Below are 23,319 nucleotides of genomic sequence, written 5' to 3'. Positions count from 1 at the left end.
TCCCAAATGATCGATGAAACGGGAGAGATCCATGCCGGAGACCACCCCCAGGGGCCTGACCAGGCTCGCCTTCGGTGGGGACTACAACCCCGAGCAGTGGCCGGAAAGCGTCTGGCACGAGGACGTCCGGCTGATGCGCGAGGCCGGGGTCACGATGGTGAGCGTCGGGATCTTCTCCTGGGCCCTGCTGGAACCGGCGCCGGGGGAGTACGACTTCGGCTGGCTGGACCGGATCATCGGCCTGCTGCACGAGAACGGCATCCGCGTCGACCTGGGCACACCCACCGTGGCGCCGCCCGCCTGGTTCTACCGCGCGCACCCCGAGGCCCTGCCGGTGACCGCGGAGGGCGTGCGCTACGAGTTCGGCTCACGCGGCGCCATCTGCCACAGCAACACCGACTACCGCGCGGCCGCCGCGAACATCACCACCCGGCTGGCCGAGCGCTACGGCGACCACCCGGCCCTCGCGATGTGGCACGTCCACAACGAGTACGGCGTCCCCGTCTCTGCCTGCTACTGCGACTCCTGCGCCACGCACTTCCGCCGCTGGCTGACCGGCACCCACGGCACGGTCGACGCGGTCAACGAGGCCTGGGGCACGGCCTTCTGGGGCCAGCACTACACCGACCTGGCGCAGATCAACCCGCCGCGCGCCACCCCGACCGTCGGCAACCCGGGCCAGGCCCTGGACTACAAGCGGTTCACGGACGCCACCATCCGCGAGAACTTCCGCGCGGAACGGGACATCCTGCACCGCCTCTCGCCGGGCGTCCCGGTGACGACGAACTTCATGACCGCCCTCAGCCAGTGCGACTCCATGGACTACTGGGCCTGGGGCCGTGAGGTCGACCTGGTCACCAACGACCACTACCTGATCACCGACGGCCGCCGCACCCATGTCAACCTGGCGATGGCCGCCGACCTCACCCGCTCCGTCGCCGCCGGCGCCCCCTGGCTGCTGCTCGAACACTCCACCTCGGGCGTCAACTGGCAGCCGCGCAATCCGGCCAAGGCTCCCGGGCAGATGGCCCGCAACTCCCTGGTCCATGTGGCCCGCGGCTCCGACGGCGCCATGTTCTTCCAGTGGCGGCAGTCCCGGCGCGGTGCCGAGAAGTTCCACTCGGCGATGCTGCCGCACGGCGGCACCGGGACCCGGGTGTGGCGCGAGGTCGTCGAACTCGGCGCGTCCCTCGACTCGCTGGCGCAGATCCGCGGCAGCCGCACCCAGGCCGACGTGGCCGTGCTGTGGGACTGGCAGTCCTGGTGGGCGCAGAACCTCCAGTGGCGCCCGAGCGAGGACCACGACCCGCGCGAGCGCGCCGACGCCTTCTACGAGGCTCTCTACGACCGGCACCTCACGGTCGACTTCGCCCACCCGGAAAGCGACTTGTCGGCCTATCCCCTTGTCGTCGTACCGGCTCTCTATCTGATGACGGAGGCGGCCGGGAACAATCTCAAGGAATACGTCGAGAGCGGCGGCACCCTGGTCGTATCGTACTTCTCCGGCATCGTCGACGAGCACGACGCCGTGCACGAGGGCGCCTACCCGGGCCCCCTGCGCGACGCCCTCGGCCTCGCCGTCGAGGAGTTCTCACCCCTCCTCCAGGACCAGCGGGTGCGGCTGACCGGCCCGGACGGCTCCGAGCTGACCGGCGACGTGTGGACCGAGTTCGTCGTCCCGCGCGGCGCCGAGACCGTCTGGACCTACGCCGACGGCCTCACCGCCGGCCACCCGGCCGTCACCCGGCACCAACTGGGGGAGGGCACCGCCTGGTATGTGTCGACCCGCCTGGACACGAACGGGCTGGACGCCCTGCTCGGCTGGGCCGCCGAGGACGCCCGGATCACACCCCGCGCCGACCTGCCCCGCGATGTCGAGGTGGTCCGGCGCACCGGTGACCACGGCACCTTCCTCTTCGCCGTCAACCACACCGCCACCGACGCCAAGGTGCCTCTGGAGGCACACGGCACCGAACTGCTGACGGGCGAACGCGCCGCGGGCCGCCTCGCGGTCCCGGCGGGTGCCGTACGGGTCGTACGACTCGACGGCTGAGCCCCGGCCGTGGACCGGGCCGCCGCACCCGCGTCCACCGAGACTCCCCTCCGCCCGCGCGTGCCACGAGAGCCGTGGGCGGAGGGGCCTCCTCCGGCCCCGCCGGAGGACACCCCTCCCCAGTCACGTCGAAGGGACGACGGACGATGATGTTCCATCCCAGACGCACCCTCAGAGCCCTGCTGCTGCCGCTTCTGGCCGGGCTCGCCCTCACCGCTCTTCCCGTGCAGACCGCCACGGCGGCGAGCACCCTCACCAACGGCGGCTTCGAGTCCGACGGAGCCGGAGTGGCCTCGCCCACCGGCTGGTCGGAGTACGGCGACACGGGCGCTTCGTACACCGAGTCCGGTGGCCACGGCGGCAGTTACCGCCTCAGCCACTACTCGGCCTCCGCCTACAAGGTCGAGACCTATCAGTACCTCTCCGGCCTGGCCAACGGCACCTACACCCTCACCGCCTGGGTCCGCTCCAGCGGCGGGCAGAACTCCGCCTACATATCCCTGAAGAACTGCGGCAGTTCGGAGCAGAGGACCGATCTGCCCGTCTCCACCAGCAGCTGGGTGCGGATCGTCACCTCGATCGCGGTCACCAACGCCCAGTGCACGATCAGCATCAACTCCGATGCCAACGCGGGCAACTGGATCAACGTCGACGACCTGACGTTCGCCTCCGGCTCGACCGGCCTGTCGATCAAGGGTGCTGACATCTCGTCACTCGCCAAGAGCGAGGCCAAGGGCGGTGTCTACAAGACCAGCTCCGGCACCACCGGAGACGCGGTCACCATCCTGAAGAGCGCCGGCATGAACTACGCGCGGCTGAAGGTCTGGGTCAACCCGGCCGACGGCTACAACGACAAGGCGCACGTCCTGGCCATGGCCAAGCGCGTCAAGGCGGCCGGCATGAAGCTGCTGGTCGACTTCCACTACTCGGACAGCTGGGCCGACCCGGGCAAGCAGACCAAGCCCGCCGCCTGGTCCGGCCACTCCTACAGCCAGCTCAAGACCGACGTCTACAACCACACGTACGACGTCCTCAACGCGCTGAAGGCACAGGGCACCACCGCCGACATGGTCCAGATCGGCAACGAGATCAACGGCGGCATGCTCTGGTCCGAGGGCTCCACCGACAACTGGTCCCAGCTCGCCGGCCTGATCAACTCCGGCTACAGCGCGGCCAAGGCGGTCTCCTCCAGCACCCAGGTCGCCCTGCACCTGGCCAACGCGGGCGACGACGCCACCGTCCGCTGGTGGTTCGACAACGCCAAGACCTACGGCATCAACTACGACGTGATCGGGCTGTCGTACTACGGCTACTGGCACGGCTCGCTGGCCGCCGCCCAGACCACCCTGGACGATGTGGCCTCCCGTTACTCCAAGCCCGTCTTCGTCGCCGAGACCGCCTACCCGTTCACCCTCGCCCAGGACGACTCGCTGGAGAACCAGATCGACACCAGCGGCGAGCTGGTCACCGGCTACCCGGCCACCGCCGCCGGCCAGCTGGCCTGGATGAACGCCGTCGCGAACATCGTCGAGGCCGTCCCGAACAGCCGTGGCCTCGGCGTCTTCTACTGGGAGGCGACCTGGACCGCCGTCACCGGCAACGGCTGGGACCCGACCGACGCGACCTCCGGCAACGGCTGGGAGAACCAGGCCCTGTTCGGCTACGACGACAAGGCGCTGTCCTCCATGGCGTGGTTCAGCCACCGCTGAACCACCACTGACGAGGGGCCCGGCCCGTAAGGGGACGGCCGGGCACCTCCGCTCTGTCCGCCGTTCGGTCTCGGACAACGCTCACCGAGTCCATGACATGGGGGCTTCGGCCGCGGAACAGTGGGAAGACGAACTGCGAGGAGGCCGGGGACGGACGGAGGCCGGTCGGATGCTGAGGAACTCCACGAGCGCGAGTCGCCTGGACATTCCGGACTGGCTCTCGCCGGCACCCACCTGGGCATGCTGACCCGGCTCGGGCAGGTGCGCACCAGGCGCATCCGGCACCGCACCTACTACCGGCGCGACGGGACTCGGATCGCCGAGGTGGCCCGGATCTCCGAAAAGGGCTGGTGAGACCTGTTCCGCCTGTCACTATGGGATTCATGGACCGACCCGCGCGCCTCGTCCCGCTCCACTACGTCGCCATTGGCGGCCGCGGCCCCGAAGACGTTGTGACGGATCCGGACGGCGGGGTCCTGACCGGCGTCGAGGACGGCCGCATCCTGCGCCTGGACGGGCTCGGCGACCCGGACACCCCGCGGGTCCGGGAGCTCGCCCGGACCGGCGGCCGCCCGCTCGGCCTCGAACTCCTCCCCGACGGCGACCTGCTGGTCTGCGACGCGGAGCGCGGCCTGCTGCGCGTCGGCCTCACCGACGGTGCCGTCCGCGTCCTCGCCGACTCGGTCGAGGGGGAGCCGCTGCGGTTCGCGAGCAACGTGGTCGCCCTGCCCGACGGCACCGTGTACTTCACCGCCTCCAGCCGCCGCTTCCCGCTGGACCGCTGGATCGGCGACATCGTCGAGCACAGCGCCACCGGCCGCCTGCTGCGCCTCGCGCCCGGCGCCCGTACGGCCGAAGTGGCCTGCGACGGCCTCCAGTTCGCCAACGGGCTGGCCGTGAGCGGCGACGGCACCTTTCTGATCGTCGCCGAGACCGGCGCGTACCGTCTCACCCGCTACTGGCTCACCGGCCCGCGAACCGGCCGTGCCGAGTTCTTCGCCGAGCTCCCGGGCATGCCCGACAACATGTGGCGCGACGGCGACCTGACCTGGGTCGCCCTGGCCGGTCCGCGCAACCCGCCGCTCGACCTCTTCCACCGCACCCCGCCCGCCGTCCGCCGGGCGGCCGCCCGAGCCGTCGTACACGCCCCCTACCGTCCCGCCGGCACCATCGCCGTGACGGCTCTCGACGACCACGGCAGGGTCGTCCACCACCTCGCCCGCCACCACTCCGGCTTCCGTATGGCCACCAGCGTCTGTGTGACCGGCCGCCACCTGGTCCTCGGCAGCGTTTGGGAGCCCGGCGTCGCCGTCTGCGCCGCGCCCACCGCGAAGTGACCGGCGGGTAGACCCGGCGGTACCCTGGTGCACCCGTCGGGGCGGTGCCGAACAGGAGACGTACGACCCATGACAGCCCCGGAAGCCGACAGCCTCCGTGCCCAGCCGAGCCCCCGGCGGCGGCCGGAATGGCGTACCCAGGCACCGGTCGTCGCGGCGGTCGCCGCGGGCGGCGCGCTCGGCGCGACGGGTCGCTACGCCCTCGCCCTGGCCCTGCCCACGGCAGCGGGCGGATTCCCCTGGGCGACGTTCTGGACGAACGTCATCGGCTGCGCGGTGATCGGCGCGTTCCTGGTACTGATCACCGAAGGACTCCCCGCGCACCCCCTTGTGCGCCCCTTCTTCGGCACCGGCGTCCTCGGTGGCTTCACGACCTTCTCCACGTACGCCGTCGACATCCAGAAACTGGTCGACCACGGCCGGCCCGCCACCGGCCTCGCCTACCTCGCCGCGACCCTGTGCGCGGCCCTCGCCGCGGTGTGGTGCTCGGCCACCGCGACCCGCCGTGTCCTCGCCCGGAGGCAGCGATGAGAAACCTGAACTCCGGCAAAACGGACGCGAAGGGTAAGAAGTCATTATGAATTGGCTGTTGGTCGTCGCCGGTGCCGTCGTCGGTGCTCCGCTGCGCTACCTCACCGACCGCGCCGTCCGGGCCAGGCACGGCTCCGTCTTCCCCTGGGGCACCTTCGTGGTCAACGTCACCGGGTGCCTGATCCTCGGCCTGCTCACCGGCGCGGCCTCGGCGGGCGCCGCGAGCCCTCACCTCCAGCTGCTGCTGGGCACCGGGCTGTGCGGGGCGCTCACGACATACTCGACGTTCTCGTACGAGACCCTGCGGCTGACCGAGACCGGCGCCGGGCTCTACGCTGCGGCCAACGTCCTCGCGAGCGTCGCTGCGGGGCTCGGGGCGGCCTTCGCCGGGGCGGCGATCGCCCAGGCGGTGTGGGCCTAGGACTTGCTTCAAACCCGCGCGTTGTAAGACTGTCTACAGCACTGTCGACCAAATTCTGCAGAACTGGATCCCATGAGCGCCATCTCCGTCGGTCAGGCCGCCGTCCTCGGAGTAGTCGAGGGGGTGACCGAGTTCCTCCCCGTGTCCTCCACCGGCCACCTCAAGATCACCGAGGGGCTCATGAACATCCCCGTCAACGACAACTCCGTCGTCGGGTTCTCCGCCGTCATCCAGGTCGGCGCCATCGCCGCCGTGCTCGTGTACTTCTTCAAGGACATCGTGCGGATCTGCTCCGCGTGGGGCCGGGGGCTGAGGAACCGCGAGGAGCGGGTGCACCACGACTACAAATTCGCCTGGTGGGTCATCTACGCCACCATCCCGATCGTGATCGTGGGCCTGGCCGCCAAGCCGCTGATCGACGGCCCGCTCGGCTCGCTCTGGGTGGTCGCCGGCTCGCTGATCGTCGGCTCCGGGGTCATGTGGGCGGCGGACCAGATGGGGCGCCACAAGCGTGGTGAGGACGACACCTCCTTCAAGGACGCGATGCTGGTCGGCTGCTCGCAGATCCTCGCCCTGCTCTTCCCCGGCTTCTCCCGCTCCGGCGCCACCATGTCGACCGCGCTCATCCTCGACCTGGACCGGGTCGCCGCCACCCGTCTCTCCTTCTTCCTCGGCATCCCGGCCCTGACCGGCGCCGGCATCTACGAGCTCAAGGACGCCCTGGGCGCGGGCGTCGGCGCCGCTCCGCTCGTCGTCGGCACGGTCGTCTCCTTCGTGGTCGCCTACGCCTCCATCGCCTGGCTGCTGAAGTTCGTCGCCAAGCACTCCTTCAATGCCTTCGTGCTGTACCGGCTCGTCGTCGGCCTGGCCCTCTTCGGGCTGCTCGCCACGGACATGATCAGCGCCTGATCCGGTCATCGCTCGGCCGCGGGGTGTGACGCCTGTGCATTCAGGTGTCGCACCCCGTGAATGTTTCCTTTCCGGAAAGCTTGACAGTCTCGTCCCGCAACCCGGAACATCTCACTCGTGAACCTGTCAGACAGCCGGACAGCCGGACAGCCCCCGCGGCGCGTGAGCGCCATGGAGGCGGTACTGGCGTACCTGCGCGGCGCCATCGAGCGCGGCGAGTACGCCATAGGCGACAAGCTCCCCTCCGAGGCGGAGCTGTGCCGCACCCTGGAGGTCAGCAGGCCCGTCCTGCGCGAGGCCCTGCGGGCCCTCCAGACGATGGGTCTGACCGTCTCCAAGACCGGCAAGGGCACCTTCGTCGTCGCCAGCGCCGTCGAGGACCCCACCTTCGGCGACTACGCGGCCAGCGACCTGCTCGAAGTGCGCCGCCACATCGAGATCCCGGTCGCCGGGTACGCGGCGCTGCGCCGCACCCCGGAGAACCTGGACCACCTGGCCCATCTGGTCGACCGTATGGAGCGGGAGACGGACACCACCGCGTGGGTCGCGATGGACACCCTCTTCCACCTGGCCGTGGCCGAGGCCGCCCAGAACCCGGTCTTCCGCCGGGTCATCGAGGAGATCCGGGACGCGCTGGCGCGTCAGTCGGCCTTCCTCAACGAACTGGGCGGCCGCCGCGAGCAGTCCAACCGGGAGCACCGGGCCATCGTCGAGGCGCTGATCGACGGTTCCGAACCCGACGCCGTGGACGCCATGAGCCACCACCTCGACCGCGTCGAGACGACCCTCACCCGCATCGTGCGCGCCACGCGCACGGACGAGCACACGGAAGGCGGAACCGAAGCGTGAGCGAACAGCACCTCAAAGACGAGACACGCCCCTCGTCCCGTCACGTCGACGCCGGAGACCACGGCTACAGCAAGTCGCTGAAGCACCGGCACGTCAACATGATCGCCATCGGCGGCGCCATAGGCACCGGCCTCTTCCTCGGCGCCGGCGGCCGCCTCGCCGACGCCGGCCCCTCCCTCTTCCTCGCGTACGCGGTCTGCGGGGTCTTCGCCTTCCTCGTCGTACGCGCCCTCGGCGAGCTCGTCCTGTACCGCCCGTCCTCCGGCGCCTTCGTGTCGTACGCCCGGGAGTTCCTCGGGGAGAAGGGCGCCTACACCGCGGGCTGGATGTACTTCCTGAACTGGGCGACCACCGGTATCGCCGACATCACCGCGGTCGCCACCTACACCCACTACTGGGGGATGTTCTCCGACGTCCCCCAATGGTTGATCGCATTGATCGCCCTTGCCGTTGTGTTGACCGTCAACCTGATCTCGGTCAAGGTCTTCGGCGAGCTGGAGTTCTGGTTCGCGATCGTCAAGGTCAGCGCGCTGGTGATCTTCATGTGCATCGGCATCTTCCTGCTGGTCACCCAGCACCCCGTGGACGGCGCCACCCCCGGCCCCTCCCTGATCACCGACAACGGCGGCGTCTTCCCCAACGGCCTGCTGCCCATGCTGCTGATCATCCAGGGCGTCGTCTTCGCCTACGCCTCGGTCGAACTGGTCGGTGTCGCGGCGGGCGAGACCGAGAACCCCGAGAAGATCATGCCCAAGGCGATCAACTCGATCATGTGGCGCGTCGGCCTGTTCTACGTCGGCTCGGTCGTCCTGCTGTCGATGCTGCTGCCCTGGAACAAGTACACGGCAGGGGAGAGTCCCTTCGTCACCGTCCTGTCCCACGTCGGTGTCCCGGCCGCCGGCGGTGTGATGAACCTCGTCGTCCTCACCGCGGCCATGTCCTCCCTCAACTCCGGCCTGTACTCAACCGGCCGCATCCTTCGCTCCATGGCCGTCAACGGGTCCGCCCCGAAGTTCACCGCCAGGATGAGCCGCAGCCAGGTGCCGTACGGCGGAATCCTGCTGACCAGCGGTATCTGTGTGCTCGGCGTGGGCCTCAACTTCGTCGTCCCCGCCGACGCGTTCGAGATCGTCCTCAACTTCGCGGCGATCGGCATCCTCGCCACCTGGGGCATGATCATGCTGTGTCACCTGCTCTTCTGGCAGAAGACCCAGAAGGGCGAACTCACCCGCCCCGGCTACCGACTGCCGGGCTCCCCCTGGACCGAGATCGTGACGCTGGCCTTCCTGGCCGCCGTCCTGGTCCTCATGTACGCCGACGGCGGCGCCGGACGCACCACCGTGCTGTGCCTGCCGCTGATCGTCGCCGCGCTGGTCGCCGGCTGGTACGCCATCCGCGGCCGACTCGCGCGCCCGTCCGCCGGAACCGACGCGTGAACCGCGCACCGGTCCGTCCCAACTCACCCGAGACCAGGCAGTGATGTACAGCAGTTCCCCCGCGGCCGCACCCATCGTCCGTGAGCCCCTCCACGCCCCCGTCGCCCACCTCGTCCGCGGCGGGGTCGTCGAGGGCATCCACTACGGTTCCGTCGTCGTCCTCGGCGCCGACGGCCGGGTCCAGTTCCAGCTCGGCGACATCGAGGCCGCGTTCTACCCGCGCTCGGCCATCAAGCCCGTCCAGGCCGTGGCCATGCTGCGGGCCGGGCTGCCGCTCGACGGCGAGCTGCTCTCCCTGGCCGCCGCCAGCCACTCCGGCGAGGAACGCCACCTCGCCGGGACCCGTCGGATCCTCGACCTCGCCGGCCTCACCGAGGACGACCTGCGCAACGTCCCCGACCTGCCGTACGACCCCGCGGTCCGCGACACCTGGATCCGTGAGGGCCGGTTGCCGTCGCGGCTCGCCCAGAACTGCTCCGGCAAGCATGCGGCGATGCTGTGGACCGCGAAGCTGAACGACTGGTCCCTGGAGGACTGTCTGGAGCCGGAGCACCCGCTCCAGCAGGCGATCGCCGAGATCGTCGAGGACCTGACGGGGCAGCGCATCGCCCGGACCACCGTGGACGGCTGCGGTGCGCCGCTGTTCTCCATCTCCCTGCACGGGCTCGCCCGCGCGGTGTCGCGGATCGTGGCCGCCGCGCCGGGGACGCCGGAGGCGCGGGTCGCCGATGCGATGCGGGAGCATGCCGAGATGGCGTCCGGGGCGGGGCGGGATGTCGCCGCGCTGATGCGGGCCGTGCCGGGATTGCTGGCGAAGGACGGGTTCGAGGGTGTGCAGGTCGCTGCGCTGCCTGATGGGCGGGCTGTTGCCGTGAAGATCGCCGACGGGGCGAACCGGGCGCGGGTTCCCGTGGCCGCGGCGGCGTTGGCGCGGGCCGGTGTTGACCCTGCTCTGCTCACGGAGTTCGCGGGTGAGGCGTTGCTCGGCGGGGGCCGGGAGGTCGGGCGGGTGCGGCCTGTTCGGTCGCTGGAGCCGGTTGTGGTCTCGGCTTGCGCCTAGCGGGGCGGGCCGACTCGTTGTTCGGCGGCTGCGGGCCGGGTGTGGCTGGTCGCGCTCACGCGGCGGTAGCCGCACATCCAGAACGCCCGCGCCCCTGACGGGGCGCTCATGTTCACCCTCTCAGAAGGAGATCTACACCCTCATGACCTTCCGTAGCGAGCACGATCTGCTTGGCGACCGCGACGTTCCCGTCGACGCCTACTGGGGTGTGCACACCCTGCGGGCCACCGAGAACTTCCCCATCACCGGGACGCCGATCTCCGCCTACCCGCATCTGATCGACGCCCTCGCCGCCGTCAAGGAGGCCGCTGCTCTCGCCAATGAGGAGCTGGGGCTGCTGGCGCCCGCCAAGGCCGCCGCGATCGTCGCCGCCTGTCGGGAGATCCGGGACGGCAAGCTGCACGACCAGTTCGTCGTCGATGTCATCCAGGGCGGTGCCGGTACCTCGACGAACATGAACGCCAACGAGGTCGTCGCCAACCGGGCGCTGGAGTTGATGGGGCACGAGAAGGGGCAGTACCAGTACCTGCACCCCAATGAGGACGTCAACCTCGGTCAGTCCACCAACGACGTCTACCCGACCGCCGTCAAGATAGCGACGGTCTTCGCGGTGCGTGGACTGCTCAAGGCGATGGCTGTACTCCAGGACGCCTTCGGCCGGAAGGCCGTCGAGTTCCGTGATGTGCTCAAGATGGGCCGTACACAGTTGCAAGATGCGGTTCCCATGACGCTCGGTCAAGAGTTCTCCACCTTTGCCGTCATGATTGACGAGGACCGCTGCCGTCTTGACGAGGCCGTCGAGTTGATCCATGAGATCAACCTGGGTGCCACCGCCATCGGCACCGGCCTCAACGCGCCCGCCGGATACGCCGAGTCGGCCCGCCGGCACCTCGCCGGGATCACCGGGCTGCCCCTGGTCACCGCCGCGAACCTGGTGGAGGCGACCCAGGACTGCGGGGCGTTCGTGCAGATGTCCGGCGTGCTGAAGCGGATCGCGGTCAAGCTCAGCAAGAGCTGCAACGACCTGCGGCTGCTGTCCTCCGGGCCGCGCGCGGGGCTCGGCGAGATCAATCTGCCGCCCGTGCAGGCCGGTTCGTCGATCATGCCCGGCAAGGTCAACCCGGTCATCCCCGAGGTCGTCAACCAGGTCGCCTTCGAGGTCATCGGCAACGACGTCGCCATCACCATGGCCGCCGAGGCCGGGCAGCTCCAGCTCAACGCGTTCGAGCCGATCATCCTGCACTCCCTGTCGGAGAGCATCACGCATCTGCGGAACGCCTGCCTGACGCTGGCCGAGCGGTGCGTCGACGGCATCACCGCCAACACCGACGTCCTGCGGGCGACGGTCGAGAACTCCATCGGTCTGGTCACCGCTCTCAACCCGTACATCGGGTACACGGCGGCCACCGACATCGCCAAGGAGGCCCTCGTCACCGGCCGGGGTGTGGCGGAACTCGTCCTGGAGAAGGGCCTGTTGCCGGCCGAGCGGCTCGCGGATCTGCTGCGTCCCGAGGTCCTCGCCGGCAGTGGTTCGCCCCTCGCCTGACCTGCGAGTACGCATCAGGACCGGCCCGGAGGCACAATAGTGATCATGACAATGACGTCGTCCCCCGCCTTTCTGCCGGTCCTGGAGCGGATCGCGCAGGAAATGGAGCGGACGCCCGGGCGCGGGCGGCCCGCCGACTACATACCGGCGCTCGCCGCCTGCGATCCCCGCAGCTTCGGCATGGCCGTCGCCGAGCTGGACGGCACGGTCTACGGCGTGGGCGACTGGCGGCAGCCGTTCTCCACGCAGTCCATCACCAAGGTCTTCACCCTCGCCCTCGACCTGGCCCGTGAGGGCGACGAACTCTGGGAGCACGTCGGCCGCGAGCCCTCCGGCAACCCCTTCAACTCCCTGGTCCAGCTGGAGTACGAGAACGGCATCCCGCGCAACCCCTTCATCAACGCGGGCGCCCTCGTCGTCACCGACCGCCTCCAGACCCGTACCGGAGACGCGGCCGGCGAACTCCTCGCCTTTCTGCGCGCCGAGAGCGGCAACGCCGCCCTGGACTTCGACAAGGGCGTGGCAGCCTCCGAGTCCCAGCACGGCGACCGCAATGCCGCCCTCGCCCACTTCATGGCCTCCTACGGCAACATCGACAACGAGGTCCCCGTCCTCCTCGACCAGTACTTCCGCCAGTGCTCCGTCGCCGCTTCCTGCGCCGACCTCGCCCTGGCGACCACGTTCCTGGCCCGCCACGGCATCCGGGCCGACGGCACCCGCCTCCTCACCCGCAGCCAGGCGAAGCAGGTCAACGCGGTGATGCTGACCTGCGGGACGTACGACGCGGCGGGGGACTTCGCCTACCGGGTCGGCCTGCCCGGGAAGAGCGGGGTGGGCGGCGGCATCATCGCCGTGGTGCCCGGGCGCTGTGCCCTGTGCGTGTGGAGCCCGGGTCTGGACGAGCGGGGCAACTCGGTGGCGGGAGTGGCCGCGCTGGACAGGTTCACGACGCTCACGGGTCTGTCGGTGTTCTAGGCCGGTGGCCGGTGTTCTGGGCGGCCGGGCCGAGCACCCCCGTCACGAGCACGCGGGCGTACGCGGCGTCGAGGCCGTCCGGGCGGAACAGGATCCGCGGTGGCCCGGCTCCGGCCGGCCGCACGGCCGGTGTCACACTGCCATCGGCCCGGCGTCACACCGCTGAAAACCGGGACGAGTCCGGGTGCGTGCGGGCGGGGAGAAGAGGATCCACCACCCACAGGTAACAACTAGGCCGCTCCCAAGAAAACGCCCCGTCGCTTTCTGGCCACCCGCCATTGACACGCTGACCCAGTGTTGGCCATGGCTTTCCCCGTCGATCTACGCCGCTGCCAGGTACTCGGCCTGGCCGGCACCGCCTTCCTAGCCCTGGGAGGTGAGACAGCCGGTGCCCTGCCTGTGGAGGATCTCCTCGCGCCGAGCTCCGTGCAGGCGGCGTTCGGCCTGGTCGGGGTCTACTTCGGCGTCGTGCTGCTCATCGCGGCCTGGCTGCTGCTGGGCCGCCTCGTGCGCAGTGGCGAACCACCCACCCCCCGGCAGCTGTTGCTGGTCCTCGCGGTCTGGGCGGCCCCGCTGCTGCTCGCGCCCCCGCTGTTCAGCCGGGACGTATACAGCTACCTCGCACAGGGCGCGATGGTCGACGCGCACATGGACGTCTACACGGCGGGACCCGCGCAGCTCGGCGGTCCGCTGGCCGACGAGGTCGCCCCGGTCTGGCAGAACACCGCCGCCCCGTACGGTCCCGCGTTCATGGGGGTGGCCTCGCTGCTGTCCGGCCTGACCCGGGGCGAACTCCCGGCCGGGCTCTTCGGGATGCGCCTGGTCGCCCTGCTCGGCGTGGGCCTGATGGCGGCCGCGCTGCCCCGGCTCGCCCGGCACAGCGGTGCCGACCCGGCCGCCGCGCTCTGGCTCGGCGCCCTCAACCCCCTGGTGCTGCTGCACCTGGTCGCGGGCGCCCACAACGACGCGATCATGCTCGGTCTGCTGGGCCTCGGTCTGGTCGCGGCGCTCGGCCGCTGGCCGCTCCTCGGAGCCGTGCTCGTCACGCTCGCGGCACTGGTGAAGGCACCGGCCGCACTGGGCCTGCTGGCGATCATCGTCGTACAGGCGCGCAAGGGCCGCAGCCCGGTGGGCGCCACCCTGCTGACGGCGGCCGCCTCCGGTGCCACGACGGTGGTCGCGACCGCCGTCGCCGGTACCGGGTACGGCTGGATAAGGGCGCTCGACACGCCTGTTTCCGCGCACAACTGGGCGCTCAGCAGTCTGCTCGGCCGGGCCACCGGCGCGCTCCTCGAACACCTCGGCAGCGATCTGGCACCGCTGGCCGTCCCGGCCTGGCATCTGCTCGGGCTCGCGCTCACCGCGGTGACCGTGCTGCTGATATGGCTCCGGCTGCGGCCCCGCCCGATCTACGCCCTCGGTCTGAGCCTGGCCGCGGTCGCCGCCTTCGGACCGGCGATCCGGCCCTGGTACGCGATCTGGGGCCTGTTCCTGATAGCGGCAGCGGCGCCCAGCACCTCGGTACGGCACCGGGTGGCCGCCGTCACCGGAGTGCTCGCGCTCGCGGTGCTGCCCAGCGGCGGCCCCGCCGACGTCGGCCAGCTGGTCCTCGCCGTCTCCGGCGGGGTGCTCGGCGTGGTCGTGCTGTGGCAGGCCCACCAGGCCGCGCAGGCCCCGGCCGTGGGACGTACGGCATGAGAGGGCCGAGCACCGACCGAGGGAGACTGCTGCTCGTCCTGGTCCTGGTCGCCGCCGTGACCGCGTTCACGGCCACCGTGCCCCTGCTGCGCGACTGGTTCGACCTGCGCGTCTACTACGGCACCGTGCACACCTGGGTGCACCACGGCGGGCGGATCTACGACTACCGGGTGCCCGGGACGACGTACGGCTTCACCTATCCGCCGTTCGCCGCGGTCGGCATGCTGCCCATGGCGCTGGTGGGGCTGCACATGGCCATCGCGGCCTCGCTGCTGGTCAACCTGGCCGCGCTGGCCTTCGTGCTGCGCATCCTGGCCGGGCCGGGCTGGCGGCGCTGGGGCTGGTACCGCTGGGCGCTGGCCCTGTGCGCGCTGGCGCTGTTCGAGCCGCTGCGGGACACCTTCAGCTTCGGCCAGGTGAACCTGGTGCTGCTCGCCCTGGTCCTGGGCGACTGCTGTCTGCTGCGCAGCGGGCGGGGGCGCTGGGCGGGGGTCGGGATCGGGCTCGCCGCCGCCGTCAAGCTCACACCCGCGCTCTTCATCGGCATGCTGCTGCTCGCCCGTAGGTGGCGGGCGGCGGCGACCGCGACGGCGGTGGCGTTCGCCGCCACCGGGCTCGCCGCCTGGGCCGACCCGAAGGCGTCCCGCTTCTACTGGACGCAGGCGCTCTGGGACACGAGCCGGGTCGGCCGGCTCGACTATGTGTCGAACCAGTCGCTGCAAGGCGTACTGGCCCGGCTCGGCCACCCGGACAAGCCGCTGTGGGCCACGGCCGTGCTGCTCACACTGGCCGTGTGGGCGTGGCGGACCCGTAAGGCGGTGGCGGCCGAGGACTGGACGGCCGCCTTCGCGCTCACCGGTCTCGCCGCCTGCCTGGTCAGCCCGATCACCTGGGTGCACCACCTGGTCTGGGCGCTGCCCTCGTTCGCGCTGCTGGCCCGCGCGGGGTACCCGCGGATCGCGGGCGCTCTCTACGCGGTGATGTGCACCAGCGTGGTGTGGCTGTGGTTCGACGACGCGTCGGGCGTCGACGGGTTCTTCGGCAGCAACCTCTACACCTGGATCACCCTGGGTCTGCTGCTGGGCCTGCCGACCGGTCAGTCCCGCGCTGAGCGGTCGCCCCTGAGCCGCACGGCGAGGGTCACGGCGCCCACGCCGAGCACCGCGAAGCCCGCGGCCATGGCGGTGTCGGACCAGCCGGAGTCGTCCTCCGGTGCGGCGGCCGCCGCCATCGGTACGGTGCTCGGATCCGGCCGCGGCTTGGCCCGCAGAGCGTCCAGCGAACCCACCGGGTCGACCCGTCCGGCCGCCTCGAAACCCCAGTCGAGCAGCTGACGGGCCTCGTCGTACACGCCACCGTCCTGGGGGTTCATCACCGTCACGACCAGGGTGCGCCCGCCCCGCCGGGCGGCGGCGACGAGGGTGTTGCCGGCGTTGCTGGTGTAGCCGTTCTTGATCCCGATCAGTCCGGGATAGCGCGCCACACCGTCCTCGCCGGTCAGCAGCCGGTTGGTGTTCTCGATGCCGAACGACCAGCCGTCGCCGGCGGGGAAGCGGGCCGCGGCGGTGGAGCAGTAGCGGGCGAAGTCAGGGTTGCGCAGCCCGGCCCGGCCGAACACCGCCAGGTCGAACGCCGAGGAGACCTGCCCCGGTGCGTCGTAGCCGTCGGGGGACTTGACGTGTGTGTCGAGGGCGCCCAGGGCACGTGCCTTGGCCTGCATTCGGGAGACGGTGCGGTCCCAGCCCCCGTCGAGCGCGGCCAGGACGTGCACGGCGTCGTTGCCGGAGCTGAGGAAGACCCCGCGCCACAGATCGGCCACCCGGTAGGTGTGCCCCTCCTCGACGCCGACCAGGCTGCTGCCCTCGGCGACGTCCGCCAGTTCCTCGGGTGTCACCCGGTGCTCCAGACCGGGCGGCAGGACCGGCAGCACGGTCAGCGCGAACAGGGTCTTCAGTGTGCTGGCCGGCGGCAGCTCGCGATGTGCCTCGTTCGCCGCCAGCACCTGGCCGTTGCCCGCGTCGGCGACCAGCCAGGAGAGCGCGGAGACGTCCGGTACCTCCGGCACCCCGGGGTGCGGCCGTACCTGTGTGCCGGAGTGGTAGAGCAGGGACGGCCCGGGCACCACCGCCCTCGGGCGCGGGGCCGGCGCCCCGATGCCGGCGGTGGCCGTACCGGACGTGAGCGCCAGCAGGCCCGTCAGACAGAGGGCGCAGCTCGACACCACCACTCGGCGAGGAAATCGGTCAGGGAATCCGATCGTCATACGATCAACGTAGGAAGGGAGCCGGTGTCCCGCGCGCAGCCTGGGCCGGACGGACGCACTGAGCAACCCGGATGCCGCACGCCCGGCTCCGGTGTCAGCCCGCCGGCAGGGTCGGCTGGACACGGCGCAGGAAGGTGGCGTTGTCCGGCGTCTCGCGCATCCGCTCAAGGAGTGTCTCCAGGCCGGAGGGAGTCCCCTCCCGGCTCTGCAGGGCCCGGCGCAGTCCGCGTACGGCGGTCAACTCGGCCGGGGAGAGCAGTAGTTCCTCGCGGCGGGTGCCGGAGGGTGCGATGTCCACGGCCGGGAAGACCCGCCGGGAGGCCAGTTCGCGGTCCAGGCGCAGCTCCATGTTGCCGGTGCCCTTCAGCTCCTCGAAGAAGTAGCCGTCGGCGCGGGAGCCGGTGTCCACCAGGACGGTGGCGAGGATGGTGAGCGAGCCGCCTTCCTCGGCCTTGCGGGCGGCGCCGAAGAACCGTTTGGGGCCGAGCAGCGCGCCGGCGTCGACGCCGCCGCTGAGGGTACGGCCGTTGGAGGCGGCCGCGTTGTTGTGGGCCCGGCACAGCCGCGTCAGGGAGTCCAGGAGGATGACGACGTCCCGGCCGTCCTCGACGAGCCGCTTGGCCCGCTCGACGACGAGTTCGGCGAGGGCGATGTGCTCCTTGGCGGGCCGGTCGAAGGTGGAGGCGTACACCTCGCCCTGGACCGAGCGCCGCATGTCGGTGACTTCCTCGGGGCGCTCGTCTAGCAGCAGCACCATGAGGTGGCACTCCGGGTGGTTGCCGGCGACGGCGGCCGCGAACTGCTGGAGCAGCACGGTCTTGCCGGTCTTCGGTGGGGCCACGATCAGCCCGCGCTGCCCCTTGCCGACGGGGGCGAACAGGTCGGTGACCCGTCCGGCGAGCCCGGAGGCGGGGTGTTCGAGGCGGATCCGCTCGTGCGGGTGCAGCGGGGTCAGATCGCGGAAGTTACGGCGCACGCGCTGCTCTTCGGGCGTACGGCCGTTGACGCGCGTGACCTCGGTCAGGATGCGCTGGTTGCCCCGGACGCCCTCGACGAGGTCGCCCTTGCGCAGGCCGTGACGGCGGATCAGCGCGGCGGAGATCTGCGGGTCCGCCGGGGAGGACAGGCAGCTCGGGGCCCGCAGATGCCCCTTCCCGCCCGCGTCGATGTCGAGGACACCGGTGACGGGCCGGGCGGCGGGCTGGGCCTGCTGCTGAACGGGAGGTTCGAGTGTGGTGGTCATGAGAGGTGGTCCTTTCGGGGACGGAAAACAGGAGAGAAGGGGGAGAGGGCCGCGAGCGGGAGGCGTACACACAGGCCTCGGTGCGGCGGGAACGACACCTCGGGAACGGCACAGAAAGCCCTGGTCACGAGGTGCTGCGGAGAAGCCGGGGGCCGGTCGCAAAGCGACGGCCGAAGCGGCTGGAGGAGGGGGAACCGGCACCGGCGCCCGCTAGGGGGCGACCACAGGTGCTGATCGCACTATACCCGGTGTTCCGTACTCGTCAACGTGGCGCCGGTCACCGGTATTCCCGGGCGATCCCGCGGACGCGACGTGGCCGGGAACCCCGCATCCCGGCGGCTCGGGTGCGCCTACGATCGGCCGTGCTCGCGTACTACGGCCGTCAGGAGCGCCGGTGGAGACCTCGTCCGTGCCACACCGCCTGGACCCCGCCGGCGGCTGCCCGCACGCCGACAACGCCGGCCTGCTGGCGCGCGGTGCCGTGGCACCGGTCGTCCTGCCCGGCGGTGTCGAGGGCATGGCCGTACTCGGGCACGAGACGCTCAGGGAGTTCCTCCAGCATCCCGAAGTCGCCAAGAGCCCAGGGCACTTCACTGAGCTGCGCGAGGGCCGGATCCCCGCGGGCTGGCCGCTGCTGACCTTCGCCACCGTACGGGGCATGACCACCGCCGACGGGGACGACCACCGCAGGCTGCGCGGACTGGTCAGCCGGGCCTTCACACCCCGCCGGGTCGAGGAACTGCGGCCCCGGACAGAGCAGTTGACCGCATCCCTGCTGGACGACCTGGAGCGGGCCGCGGTGGACGGGGTCGCCGATCTGCGGCGGCACTTCGCACTGCCCCTTCCGATGAGCGTGATCGGTGAACTCCTCGGCGTGGACACGGAGTTCCGCGACCGGCTGCACCACCTGTCCAACCAGGTCGTGGCCACCGACATCGAACCGGCCGAGGCCGTGGCCGCCAACCGGGAACTGGTCGCCGTCCTCGCCGCCGTCGTCGCGGCCCGGTCCGAGCGGCCCGGCGACGATCTCACCAGCGCCCTGATCGCCGCCCGCGACGAGGACGGCGACCGGCTCGCGCAGGAGGAGCTGATCGGCACCCTGGTGCTGATGATCATCGCCGGGCACGAGACCACGCTCAACCTGATCACCAACGCCGTGCGCGCCCTGTGCCGCCACCGCGACCAGCTCGACCTGGTGCGCAAGGGCGAGGCGCGCTGGGCGGACGTGGTGGAGGAGACGCTGCGCTGGGACGCGCCGGTGAGCTACTTCCCGTTCCGCTATCCCGTGCGGGACCTGACCGTCGGCGGCGCGGTGATCCCGGCGGGCACCCCGGTGCTGGCCGGTTACTCCGCCGCCGGCCGAGATCCGGCCGCGCACGGCCCGGACGCCGACCGGTTCGACGTCACCAGGCCCGCCCGCCCCGACGCCGTCCGCCATCTCTCCCTCGGCCACGGCGCCCACTACTGCCTGGGCGCCCCGCTGGCCCGGCTGGAGGCCACGGTGGCCCTGGAGCGGCTCTTCGACCGCTTCCCCGCCCTGGACCTCGCCGTGCCCGAGGACGGCCTCGCCCGGCAGGCCGGCTTCGTCGGAAACAGCGTCCGTGCCCTCCCGGTACGCCTGCGCGCCTGAGCCGCGTACTGGTACTTCACCATCAGGAACGAGCTGGACATCCCCTACTTCTGCACCCAGGCCGCCTGGCCGCACCTGATCGCGCGCGGCGGCGGGGCACGCACCGGCTCCGCCAGGCGCAGGCGCGCCCGCGACACGGACGAGGGCGGCCGGGTGGCGGACGACTTCGTGGGGGTGCATCGGGGGGCGGAGGCGGGGCGGCCCGCTCGTCCCGCCCGGCCAGCTCCCGTGCCCTCCGCGCCAGCCGGTCCGCGTCCGCGGCACACGGGAGCCCTCACGCTCACCGTGGCGTGAAACCCGGTGCCGCGGCATGACACCCGGCCGGAGGCGCGGTCCCTCGCCGGTCCGCGCCTCCGCCGTGTCCGGTGCCGATGGCTCCCGTAGGCTGGCCGGATGTTCAGCCCCGAAGGCCCGAGCCTCCGCGAGCTCACCGTCCAGGCCCTGTCCTCGGTCGAGCGCGGTTATGACCTGCTGGCCCCGAAGTTCGACCACACCCCCTTCCGGACCTCGGACTCGCTCCTGGAGGCGGTCGCCAAGGCGCTCGCCCCGCTCGGCCCGTTCACGGACGGGCTCGACCTGTGCTGCGGCACCGGCGCCGGTCTGGACGTGCTCGCCCAGGTGTGCCGGAACAGCGTCACCGGCGTCGACTTCAGCGCCGGCATGCTCGACATCGCCCGGCGCCTGCCCCCGCCCGAAGGGCCGGACGCCAACTGGGTGCGCGCCGACGCCCGGGCCCTGCCCTTCGGGGCCGCCTTCGACCTGGTCGTCAGCTTCGGGGCGTTCGGGCACTTCCTGCCCCGGGAGCTGCCCGGCCTCTTCGACCAGGTCCACTCGGCACTGCGACCGGACGGCACCTTCGCCTTCCCGGTGCCGGCGCCGCCCCGCCCCACCGGCCTCGGGTTCTGGATGCTGCTCGGCTTCGACGCCGTGATGCGGGTGCGCAACGCCCTGTGGCGGCCGCCGTTCATCATGTACTACCGGGCCTTCCGACTCGGTTCTGTGCTGGGGGAGTTGGAGCGGGCGGGGTTCGCGGTGGAGCTGTGCGCGCTGCCCGGGTTCGGCCGGCGTGACGACGGCAGCCCGCGCGTCCGGCTCGTCGTGGCCAGGAAGGCCGGCGAAGGTCAGCCCGCCGCGGGGACCGTGAACTCGTAGACCAACGCGTCCTGCCGGGCGTCCACCACGAGGTCGGTGATCTCCAGCGGGCGGGCGTACTGGTCGTGCACCCGGCGGGTCACCCGGACCGAGGCCGCGTCCGCGACCTGGCTTATCGAGTCCCGGTGGTGCAGGGTCAGGCCCGCCTTGCGCATCCAGTCGTAGGCCCGGCGCAGTTGTGCGGCGGCCGCACCGTCGGCCCGGTCCCGGTAGCGGCCCAGTTCCTCGACCTCGGTCAGTGCGACGGCCGAGAAGGAGGTCACGGCGGTGCGCAGGGCGTGGCCGTCGGGGGAGGCGGACTCGTAGCGGTGGACAAGGGTCGGCCGGTGCGGGGCGAGGCCGAGTGCCGTCGCGTGCTCCGGTGGTGGCTCCTCCCAGGTCACCGTGGCCCGGTCGACCGCGCCGTGCTCCGTGGTCCCGGCGCCCACCGGGAACGCCAGGGAGACGGGGCTCTCCACCGGCCGGCCGCGCAGCGTGGCGTGACTGCCTCGCCGGTCGGTGGCGACCAGACCGCGGTGGCGCAGCACCTCCAGCGCCTGCCGGACGGTCTCCCGGCTGACGCCGAAGTGCTGTGCCAAGTGCCTTTCCCCCGGCAGCCGTTCGCCCGGCGGAATGGTGCCGTCGCGCAGCTCGGCGAGGAGCTGTCTCGCGATCCGCCGGTACAGGGACTGCTCTTCGCTCTCGGAGTGGGCGAGCTGGGTGGTGCGGGCCATGCCGCGCCTCCTGTTGGTGACAAGACGTAGCCGTGCGGGCTCATTGCGCGACCAGATCTAGCATTGGTCTAAACCATCAGGGAAGGGCGGCTCGCAGGTTCGGCCGAAACCGAACCGGCCTCACAGGCTCGCGTAGAGGGCGTTCACCAGGGCCGTCTTTCGTGGATCATCCGCGATCCGTGGCCCCATCCGGTTCATCACGTACCCCAGCGAGATCCCCGCCTCCGGATCGGCCAGCCCGCACGAACCACCGAATCCGTCGTGCCCGAAGGCCCGTGGGTTCGGTCCGTAGGAGCCGTTCACCCCACTCAGCCACAGGCCGAGCCCCACCTCGGTCTCGTGCTCGAAACCCGTCCCGAGCACCAGGTCACGGCAGCTGCCCTGCCCCTGACGCACCCGCTCGGCCGCCTCCGGGGACAGCAGGCGCAGGCCGCCGTACTCGCCCCGGCCCGCGAACACGCCGTACAGCGCGGCCACCGCCCGGGCCGTGCCGTGGCCGTTGGCCGCCGGGATCTCGGCCGCCCGCCACTCCGGCGTGTTCGCCGCGCTCGCGCCCACCCCCGGGTTGGCCAGGGCCGCGACCGCCGCCGGTGCCAACTGGCTGAAGATCGCAGCCTGTTCACTGTCCGACATGACCCGTGGATGCTCCAGCACCGCCACCCGCCCGGACTCCTTCTCCGGCAGCCCGACCGTGAAGTCGATGCCCAGCGGCCCGGTCACCTCCCGCTCCAGAAACGCCCCCGGCAGCAGCCCCGACACCCGCCGCACCACCTCGCCGACCAGGAAGCCGTAGGTCAGCGCGTGATACCCCGACCGTGTTCCCGGCTCCCACCAGGGCTCCGTCGCCGCCAGCCGGGCGGTCGTCAGCTCCCAGTCGTACAGCTGCTGGAGCGAGTGCGGCTCCCGCAGGCCGGACAGGCCGGCGCGGTGTGAGAGCAGATGCCGGACGAGGACCCGCTCCTTTCCCGCCGCCGCGAACTCGGGCCAGTAGCCGGCCACCGGCGCGTCGAGGTCGAGCAGCCCCCGGTCGGCGAGGATGTGCGCGCACAGGGCCACCGGGCCCTTCGTCGTCGACCAGACGTTCACCAGGGTGTCCCGCTCCCACGGCCGGCCGCGCGCCGGATCCGCCCAGCCGCCCCACAGATCCACGACGGTCTCGCCGTCGACCGTGACCGCCACGGCGGCGCCCAGCTCCTCACGGTCCCGGAAGTTCTCCTCGAAGGCCTCCCGCACCGCCGCGAAACGCGGCTCGCAGTGACCGTGGACCTGTGGCTCGTGCTCGGACATGCGCCCTCCGTCGTACGCCGGAAAGCCCGGGCCGCGACGCTGCGGCCCGGGCACCCAGAACGTACCGACTGGTCGGACTGGAGGGAAGGTCAGTGGACGAAGAGATCCCCGTACGGCTCCTGGTGCCCCTCGGTGGTGTGCCAGTAGTCCCGGCTCTCCACCGCCAGGCCCCGCGCGTCGAAACGCACGAACACGCATCCGGCCAGCGTGGCCGCCGTGCCGCTCTCCTCGCAGAACACCCGGAACTCGGCCACCGCGACCCCGTCAGGGCCCACCAGCGGCGCGGAGAACCGTATGTCCGTCACCTGTTCCCCTTCGAACGACCAGCGCAGATACGCGGCGAGCGCGTCCCGTCCCCGGTGCGGTGCGCGGAACGGCGTCGAGCGGTGCACACAGTCCTCGGAGTACAGGGCGAGCAGTGCGTCCACGTCGTGCGCGGCCCAGCCCCGCTCCCAGACCCGGACGAACCGCTCGGCGGCCGCGCGCGTGTCCAGCTCCTCCGAATCG

The 23,319-nt window shown here is 71.4% G+C and carries 19 protein-coding genes and 2 pseudogenes; 16 read left to right on the top strand and 5 right to left on the bottom strand.

Features of this window, described 5'->3' with window-relative positions; genetic code table 11:
• Window positions 1-31 precede the first annotated feature (31 nt).
• The 14 genes and pseudogenes from ABTY98_RS17640 (at window position 32) to ABTY98_RS17575 (ending at window position 15,858) form a co-directional block, all read left to right on the top strand.
• Window positions 32-2,053, top strand: coding sequence for a beta-galactosidase (locus ABTY98_RS17640; protein ID WP_352221814.1), 2,022 nt, complete (start codon window positions 32-34; stop codon window positions 2,051-2,053).
• 149 nt (window positions 2,054-2,202) lie between these two features.
• The gene (locus tag ABTY98_RS17635; protein ID WP_352221851.1) at window positions 2,203-3,762 is read left to right on the top strand and encodes a glycosyl hydrolase 53 family protein; all 1,560 of its coding nucleotides are present in this window, start codon (window positions 2,203-2,205) and stop codon (window positions 3,760-3,762) included.
• Between the two features lie 219 nt (window positions 3,763-3,981).
• Window positions 3,982-4,116: pseudogene (locus tag ABTY98_RS42320) on the top strand (ArsR family transcriptional regulator); the annotation flags it as partial.
• Window positions 4,117-4,145: 29 nt separating this feature from the next.
• Window positions 4,146-5,099 carry an SMP-30/gluconolactonase/LRE family protein gene (locus ABTY98_RS17625; RefSeq protein WP_352221812.1) on the top strand — a complete coding sequence of 318 codons (954 nt, stop codon included), beginning with the start codon at window positions 4,146-4,148 and terminating at the stop codon, window positions 5,097-5,099.
• Window positions 5,100-5,168: 69 nt separating this feature from the next.
• The gene (gene crcB / locus ABTY98_RS17620; RefSeq protein ID WP_352221811.1) at window positions 5,169-5,630 is read left to right on the top strand and encodes a fluoride efflux transporter CrcB; all 462 of its coding nucleotides are present in this window, start codon (window positions 5,169-5,171) and stop codon (window positions 5,628-5,630) included.
• Window positions 5,631-5,676: 46 nt separating this feature from the next.
• Window positions 5,677-6,051 (top strand): fluoride efflux transporter CrcB, encoded by a 375-nt coding sequence (gene crcB / locus ABTY98_RS17615; protein WP_352221810.1) that lies wholly within the window; start codon window positions 5,677-5,679, stop codon window positions 6,049-6,051.
• A 72-nt stretch (window positions 6,052-6,123) separates the two neighbouring features.
• Entirely contained in the window at window positions 6,124-6,960 is an 837-nt protein-coding gene (locus tag ABTY98_RS17610; RefSeq protein ID WP_352221809.1) for an undecaprenyl-diphosphate phosphatase, read from the top strand.
• A gap of 171 nt (window positions 6,961-7,131) precedes the next feature.
• Window positions 7,132-7,809: a FadR/GntR family transcriptional regulator gene (locus ABTY98_RS17605; protein WP_352221850.1), complete on the top strand. Its 678-nt coding sequence runs from the start codon at window positions 7,132-7,134 to the stop codon at window positions 7,807-7,809.
• Window positions 7,806-9,245 carry an amino acid permease gene (locus ABTY98_RS17600; RefSeq protein ID WP_352221808.1) on the top strand — a complete coding sequence of 480 codons (1,440 nt, stop codon included), beginning with the start codon at window positions 7,806-7,808 and terminating at the stop codon, window positions 9,243-9,245. Before ABTY98_RS17605 ends, ABTY98_RS17600 begins: the two co-directional genes overlap by 4 nt.
• A gap of 43 nt (window positions 9,246-9,288) precedes the next feature.
• Window positions 9,289-10,305, top strand: coding sequence for an asparaginase (locus tag ABTY98_RS17595; protein ID WP_352221807.1), 1,017 nt, complete (start codon window positions 9,289-9,291; stop codon window positions 10,303-10,305).
• A 142-nt stretch (window positions 10,306-10,447) separates the two neighbouring features.
• Window positions 10,448-11,851 carry an aspartate ammonia-lyase gene (aspA, locus tag ABTY98_RS17590; protein ID WP_352221806.1) on the top strand — a complete coding sequence of 468 codons (1,404 nt, stop codon included), beginning with the start codon at window positions 10,448-10,450 and terminating at the stop codon, window positions 11,849-11,851.
• Between the two features lie 45 nt (window positions 11,852-11,896).
• Window positions 11,897-12,826, top strand: coding sequence for a glutaminase (locus tag ABTY98_RS17585; protein WP_352221805.1), 930 nt, complete (start codon window positions 11,897-11,899; stop codon window positions 12,824-12,826).
• 303 nt (window positions 12,827-13,129) lie between these two features.
• Window positions 13,130-14,524, top strand: a complete 1,395-nt coding sequence (mptB, locus tag ABTY98_RS17580) for a polyprenol phosphomannose-dependent alpha 1,6 mannosyltransferase MptB (protein ID WP_352221804.1) — start codon at window positions 13,130-13,132, stop codon at window positions 14,522-14,524.
• Window positions 14,521-15,858: a glycosyltransferase family 87 protein gene (locus ABTY98_RS17575; RefSeq protein WP_352221803.1), complete on the top strand. Its 1,338-nt coding sequence runs from the start codon at window positions 14,521-14,523 to the stop codon at window positions 15,856-15,858. The genes mptB and ABTY98_RS17575 overlap by 4 nt, the downstream gene beginning before the upstream one ends.
• Before the next feature lie 89 nt (window positions 15,859-15,947).
• On the opposite strand, the pseudogene ABTY98_RS17570 reads toward ABTY98_RS17575, so the two are convergent.
• Both ABTY98_RS17570 and rho read right to left on the bottom strand, forming a co-directional pair.
• Window positions 15,948-16,787 (bottom strand): annotated as a pseudogene (locus ABTY98_RS17570) (D-alanyl-D-alanine carboxypeptidase family protein); the annotation flags it as partial.
• Window positions 16,788-16,881: 94 nt separating this feature from the next.
• Window positions 16,882-18,030 (bottom strand): transcription termination factor Rho, encoded by a 1,149-nt coding sequence (rho, locus tag ABTY98_RS17565; protein ID WP_352221802.1) that lies wholly within the window; start codon window positions 18,028-18,030, stop codon window positions 16,882-16,884.
• Window positions 18,031-18,424: 394 nt separating this feature from the next.
• Here rho and ABTY98_RS17560 point away from each other — a divergent pair, with 394 nt between their 5' ends.
• A complete protein-coding gene (locus ABTY98_RS17560; RefSeq protein WP_352221801.1) occupies window positions 18,425-19,660 on the top strand; it encodes a cytochrome P450 family protein in 1,236 nt (411 codons plus the stop codon).
• A gap of 393 nt (window positions 19,661-20,053) precedes the next feature.
• Window positions 20,054-20,812: a class I SAM-dependent methyltransferase gene (locus ABTY98_RS17555; protein ID WP_352221800.1), complete on the top strand. Its 759-nt coding sequence runs from the start codon at window positions 20,054-20,056 to the stop codon at window positions 20,810-20,812.
• Here the strand turns inward: ABTY98_RS17555 and ABTY98_RS17550 are convergent.
• From ABTY98_RS17550 to ABTY98_RS17540, 3 genes are all read right to left on the bottom strand, one after another.
• Window positions 20,782-21,525: a GntR family transcriptional regulator gene (locus ABTY98_RS17550; RefSeq protein WP_352221799.1), complete on the bottom strand. Its 744-nt coding sequence runs from the start codon at window positions 21,523-21,525 to the stop codon at window positions 20,782-20,784. The two genes, ABTY98_RS17555 and ABTY98_RS17550, sit on opposite strands and share 31 nt — an antisense overlap.
• A gap of 120 nt (window positions 21,526-21,645) precedes the next feature.
• Window positions 21,646-22,812: a serine hydrolase domain-containing protein gene (locus ABTY98_RS17545; protein ID WP_352221798.1), complete on the bottom strand. Its 1,167-nt coding sequence runs from the start codon at window positions 22,810-22,812 to the stop codon at window positions 21,646-21,648.
• 89 nt (window positions 22,813-22,901) lie between these two features.
• Window positions 22,902-23,306: a nuclear transport factor 2 family protein gene (locus ABTY98_RS17540; RefSeq protein WP_352221849.1), complete on the bottom strand. Its 405-nt coding sequence runs from the start codon at window positions 23,304-23,306 to the stop codon at window positions 22,902-22,904.
• Between the last annotated feature and the right edge of the window lie 13 nt (window positions 23,307-23,319).

The sequence above is a fragment of the Streptomyces sp. NPDC096040 genome (genome assembly GCF_040303265.1).
Taxonomy (GTDB): domain Bacteria; phylum Actinomycetota; class Actinomycetes; order Streptomycetales; family Streptomycetaceae; genus Streptomyces.
The sequence above is the reverse complement of the archived record's forward strand: the minus strand, read 5'-3'. Positions and strand labels throughout refer to the sequence as shown.

Excerpts from the sequence above, each read along its gene's own strand:
- crcB (WP_352221810.1), top strand. The coding sequence starts at position 5,677 with ATGAATTGGCTGTTGGTCGTCGCCGGTGCCGTCGTCGGTGCTCCGCTG.
- aspA (WP_352221806.1), top strand. The coding sequence starts at position 10,448 with ATGACCTTCCGTAGCGAGCACGATCTGCTTGGCGACCGCGACGTTCCC.
- ABTY98_RS17625 (WP_352221812.1), top strand. The coding sequence starts at position 4,146 with ATGGACCGACCCGCGCGCCTCGTCCCGCTCCACTACGTCGCCATTGGC.
- ABTY98_RS17610 (WP_352221809.1), top strand. The coding sequence starts at position 6,124 with ATGAGCGCCATCTCCGTCGGTCAGGCCGCCGTCCTCGGAGTAGTCGAG.
- ABTY98_RS17585 (WP_352221805.1), top strand. The coding sequence starts at position 11,897 with ATGACAATGACGTCGTCCCCCGCCTTTCTGCCGGTCCTGGAGCGGATC.
- ABTY98_RS17575 (WP_352221803.1), top strand. The coding sequence starts at position 14,521 with ATGAGAGGGCCGAGCACCGACCGAGGGAGACTGCTGCTCGTCCTGGTC.
- ABTY98_RS17545 (WP_352221798.1), bottom strand. The coding sequence starts at position 22,812 with ATGTCCGAGCACGAGCCACAGGTCCACGGTCACTGCGAGCCGCGTTTC.
- ABTY98_RS17595 (WP_352221807.1), top strand. The coding sequence starts at position 9,289 with ATGTACAGCAGTTCCCCCGCGGCCGCACCCATCGTCCGTGAGCCCCTC.
- crcB (WP_352221811.1), top strand. The coding sequence starts at position 5,169 with ATGACAGCCCCGGAAGCCGACAGCCTCCGTGCCCAGCCGAGCCCCCGG.
- mptB (WP_352221804.1), top strand. The coding sequence starts at position 13,130 with ATGGCTTTCCCCGTCGATCTACGCCGCTGCCAGGTACTCGGCCTGGCC.
- ABTY98_RS17635 (WP_352221851.1), top strand. The coding sequence starts at position 2,203 with ATGTTCCATCCCAGACGCACCCTCAGAGCCCTGCTGCTGCCGCTTCTG.
- ABTY98_RS17605 (WP_352221850.1), top strand. The coding sequence starts at position 7,132 with ATGGAGGCGGTACTGGCGTACCTGCGCGGCGCCATCGAGCGCGGCGAG.
- ABTY98_RS17555 (WP_352221800.1), top strand. The coding sequence starts at position 20,054 with ATGTTCAGCCCCGAAGGCCCGAGCCTCCGCGAGCTCACCGTCCAGGCC.
- ABTY98_RS17640 (WP_352221814.1), top strand. The coding sequence starts at position 32 with ATGCCGGAGACCACCCCCAGGGGCCTGACCAGGCTCGCCTTCGGTGGG.
- rho (WP_352221802.1), bottom strand. The coding sequence starts at position 18,030 with ATGACCACCACACTCGAACCTCCCGTTCAGCAGCAGGCCCAGCCCGCC.
- ABTY98_RS17550 (WP_352221799.1), bottom strand. The coding sequence starts at position 21,525 with ATGGCCCGCACCACCCAGCTCGCCCACTCCGAGAGCGAAGAGCAGTCC.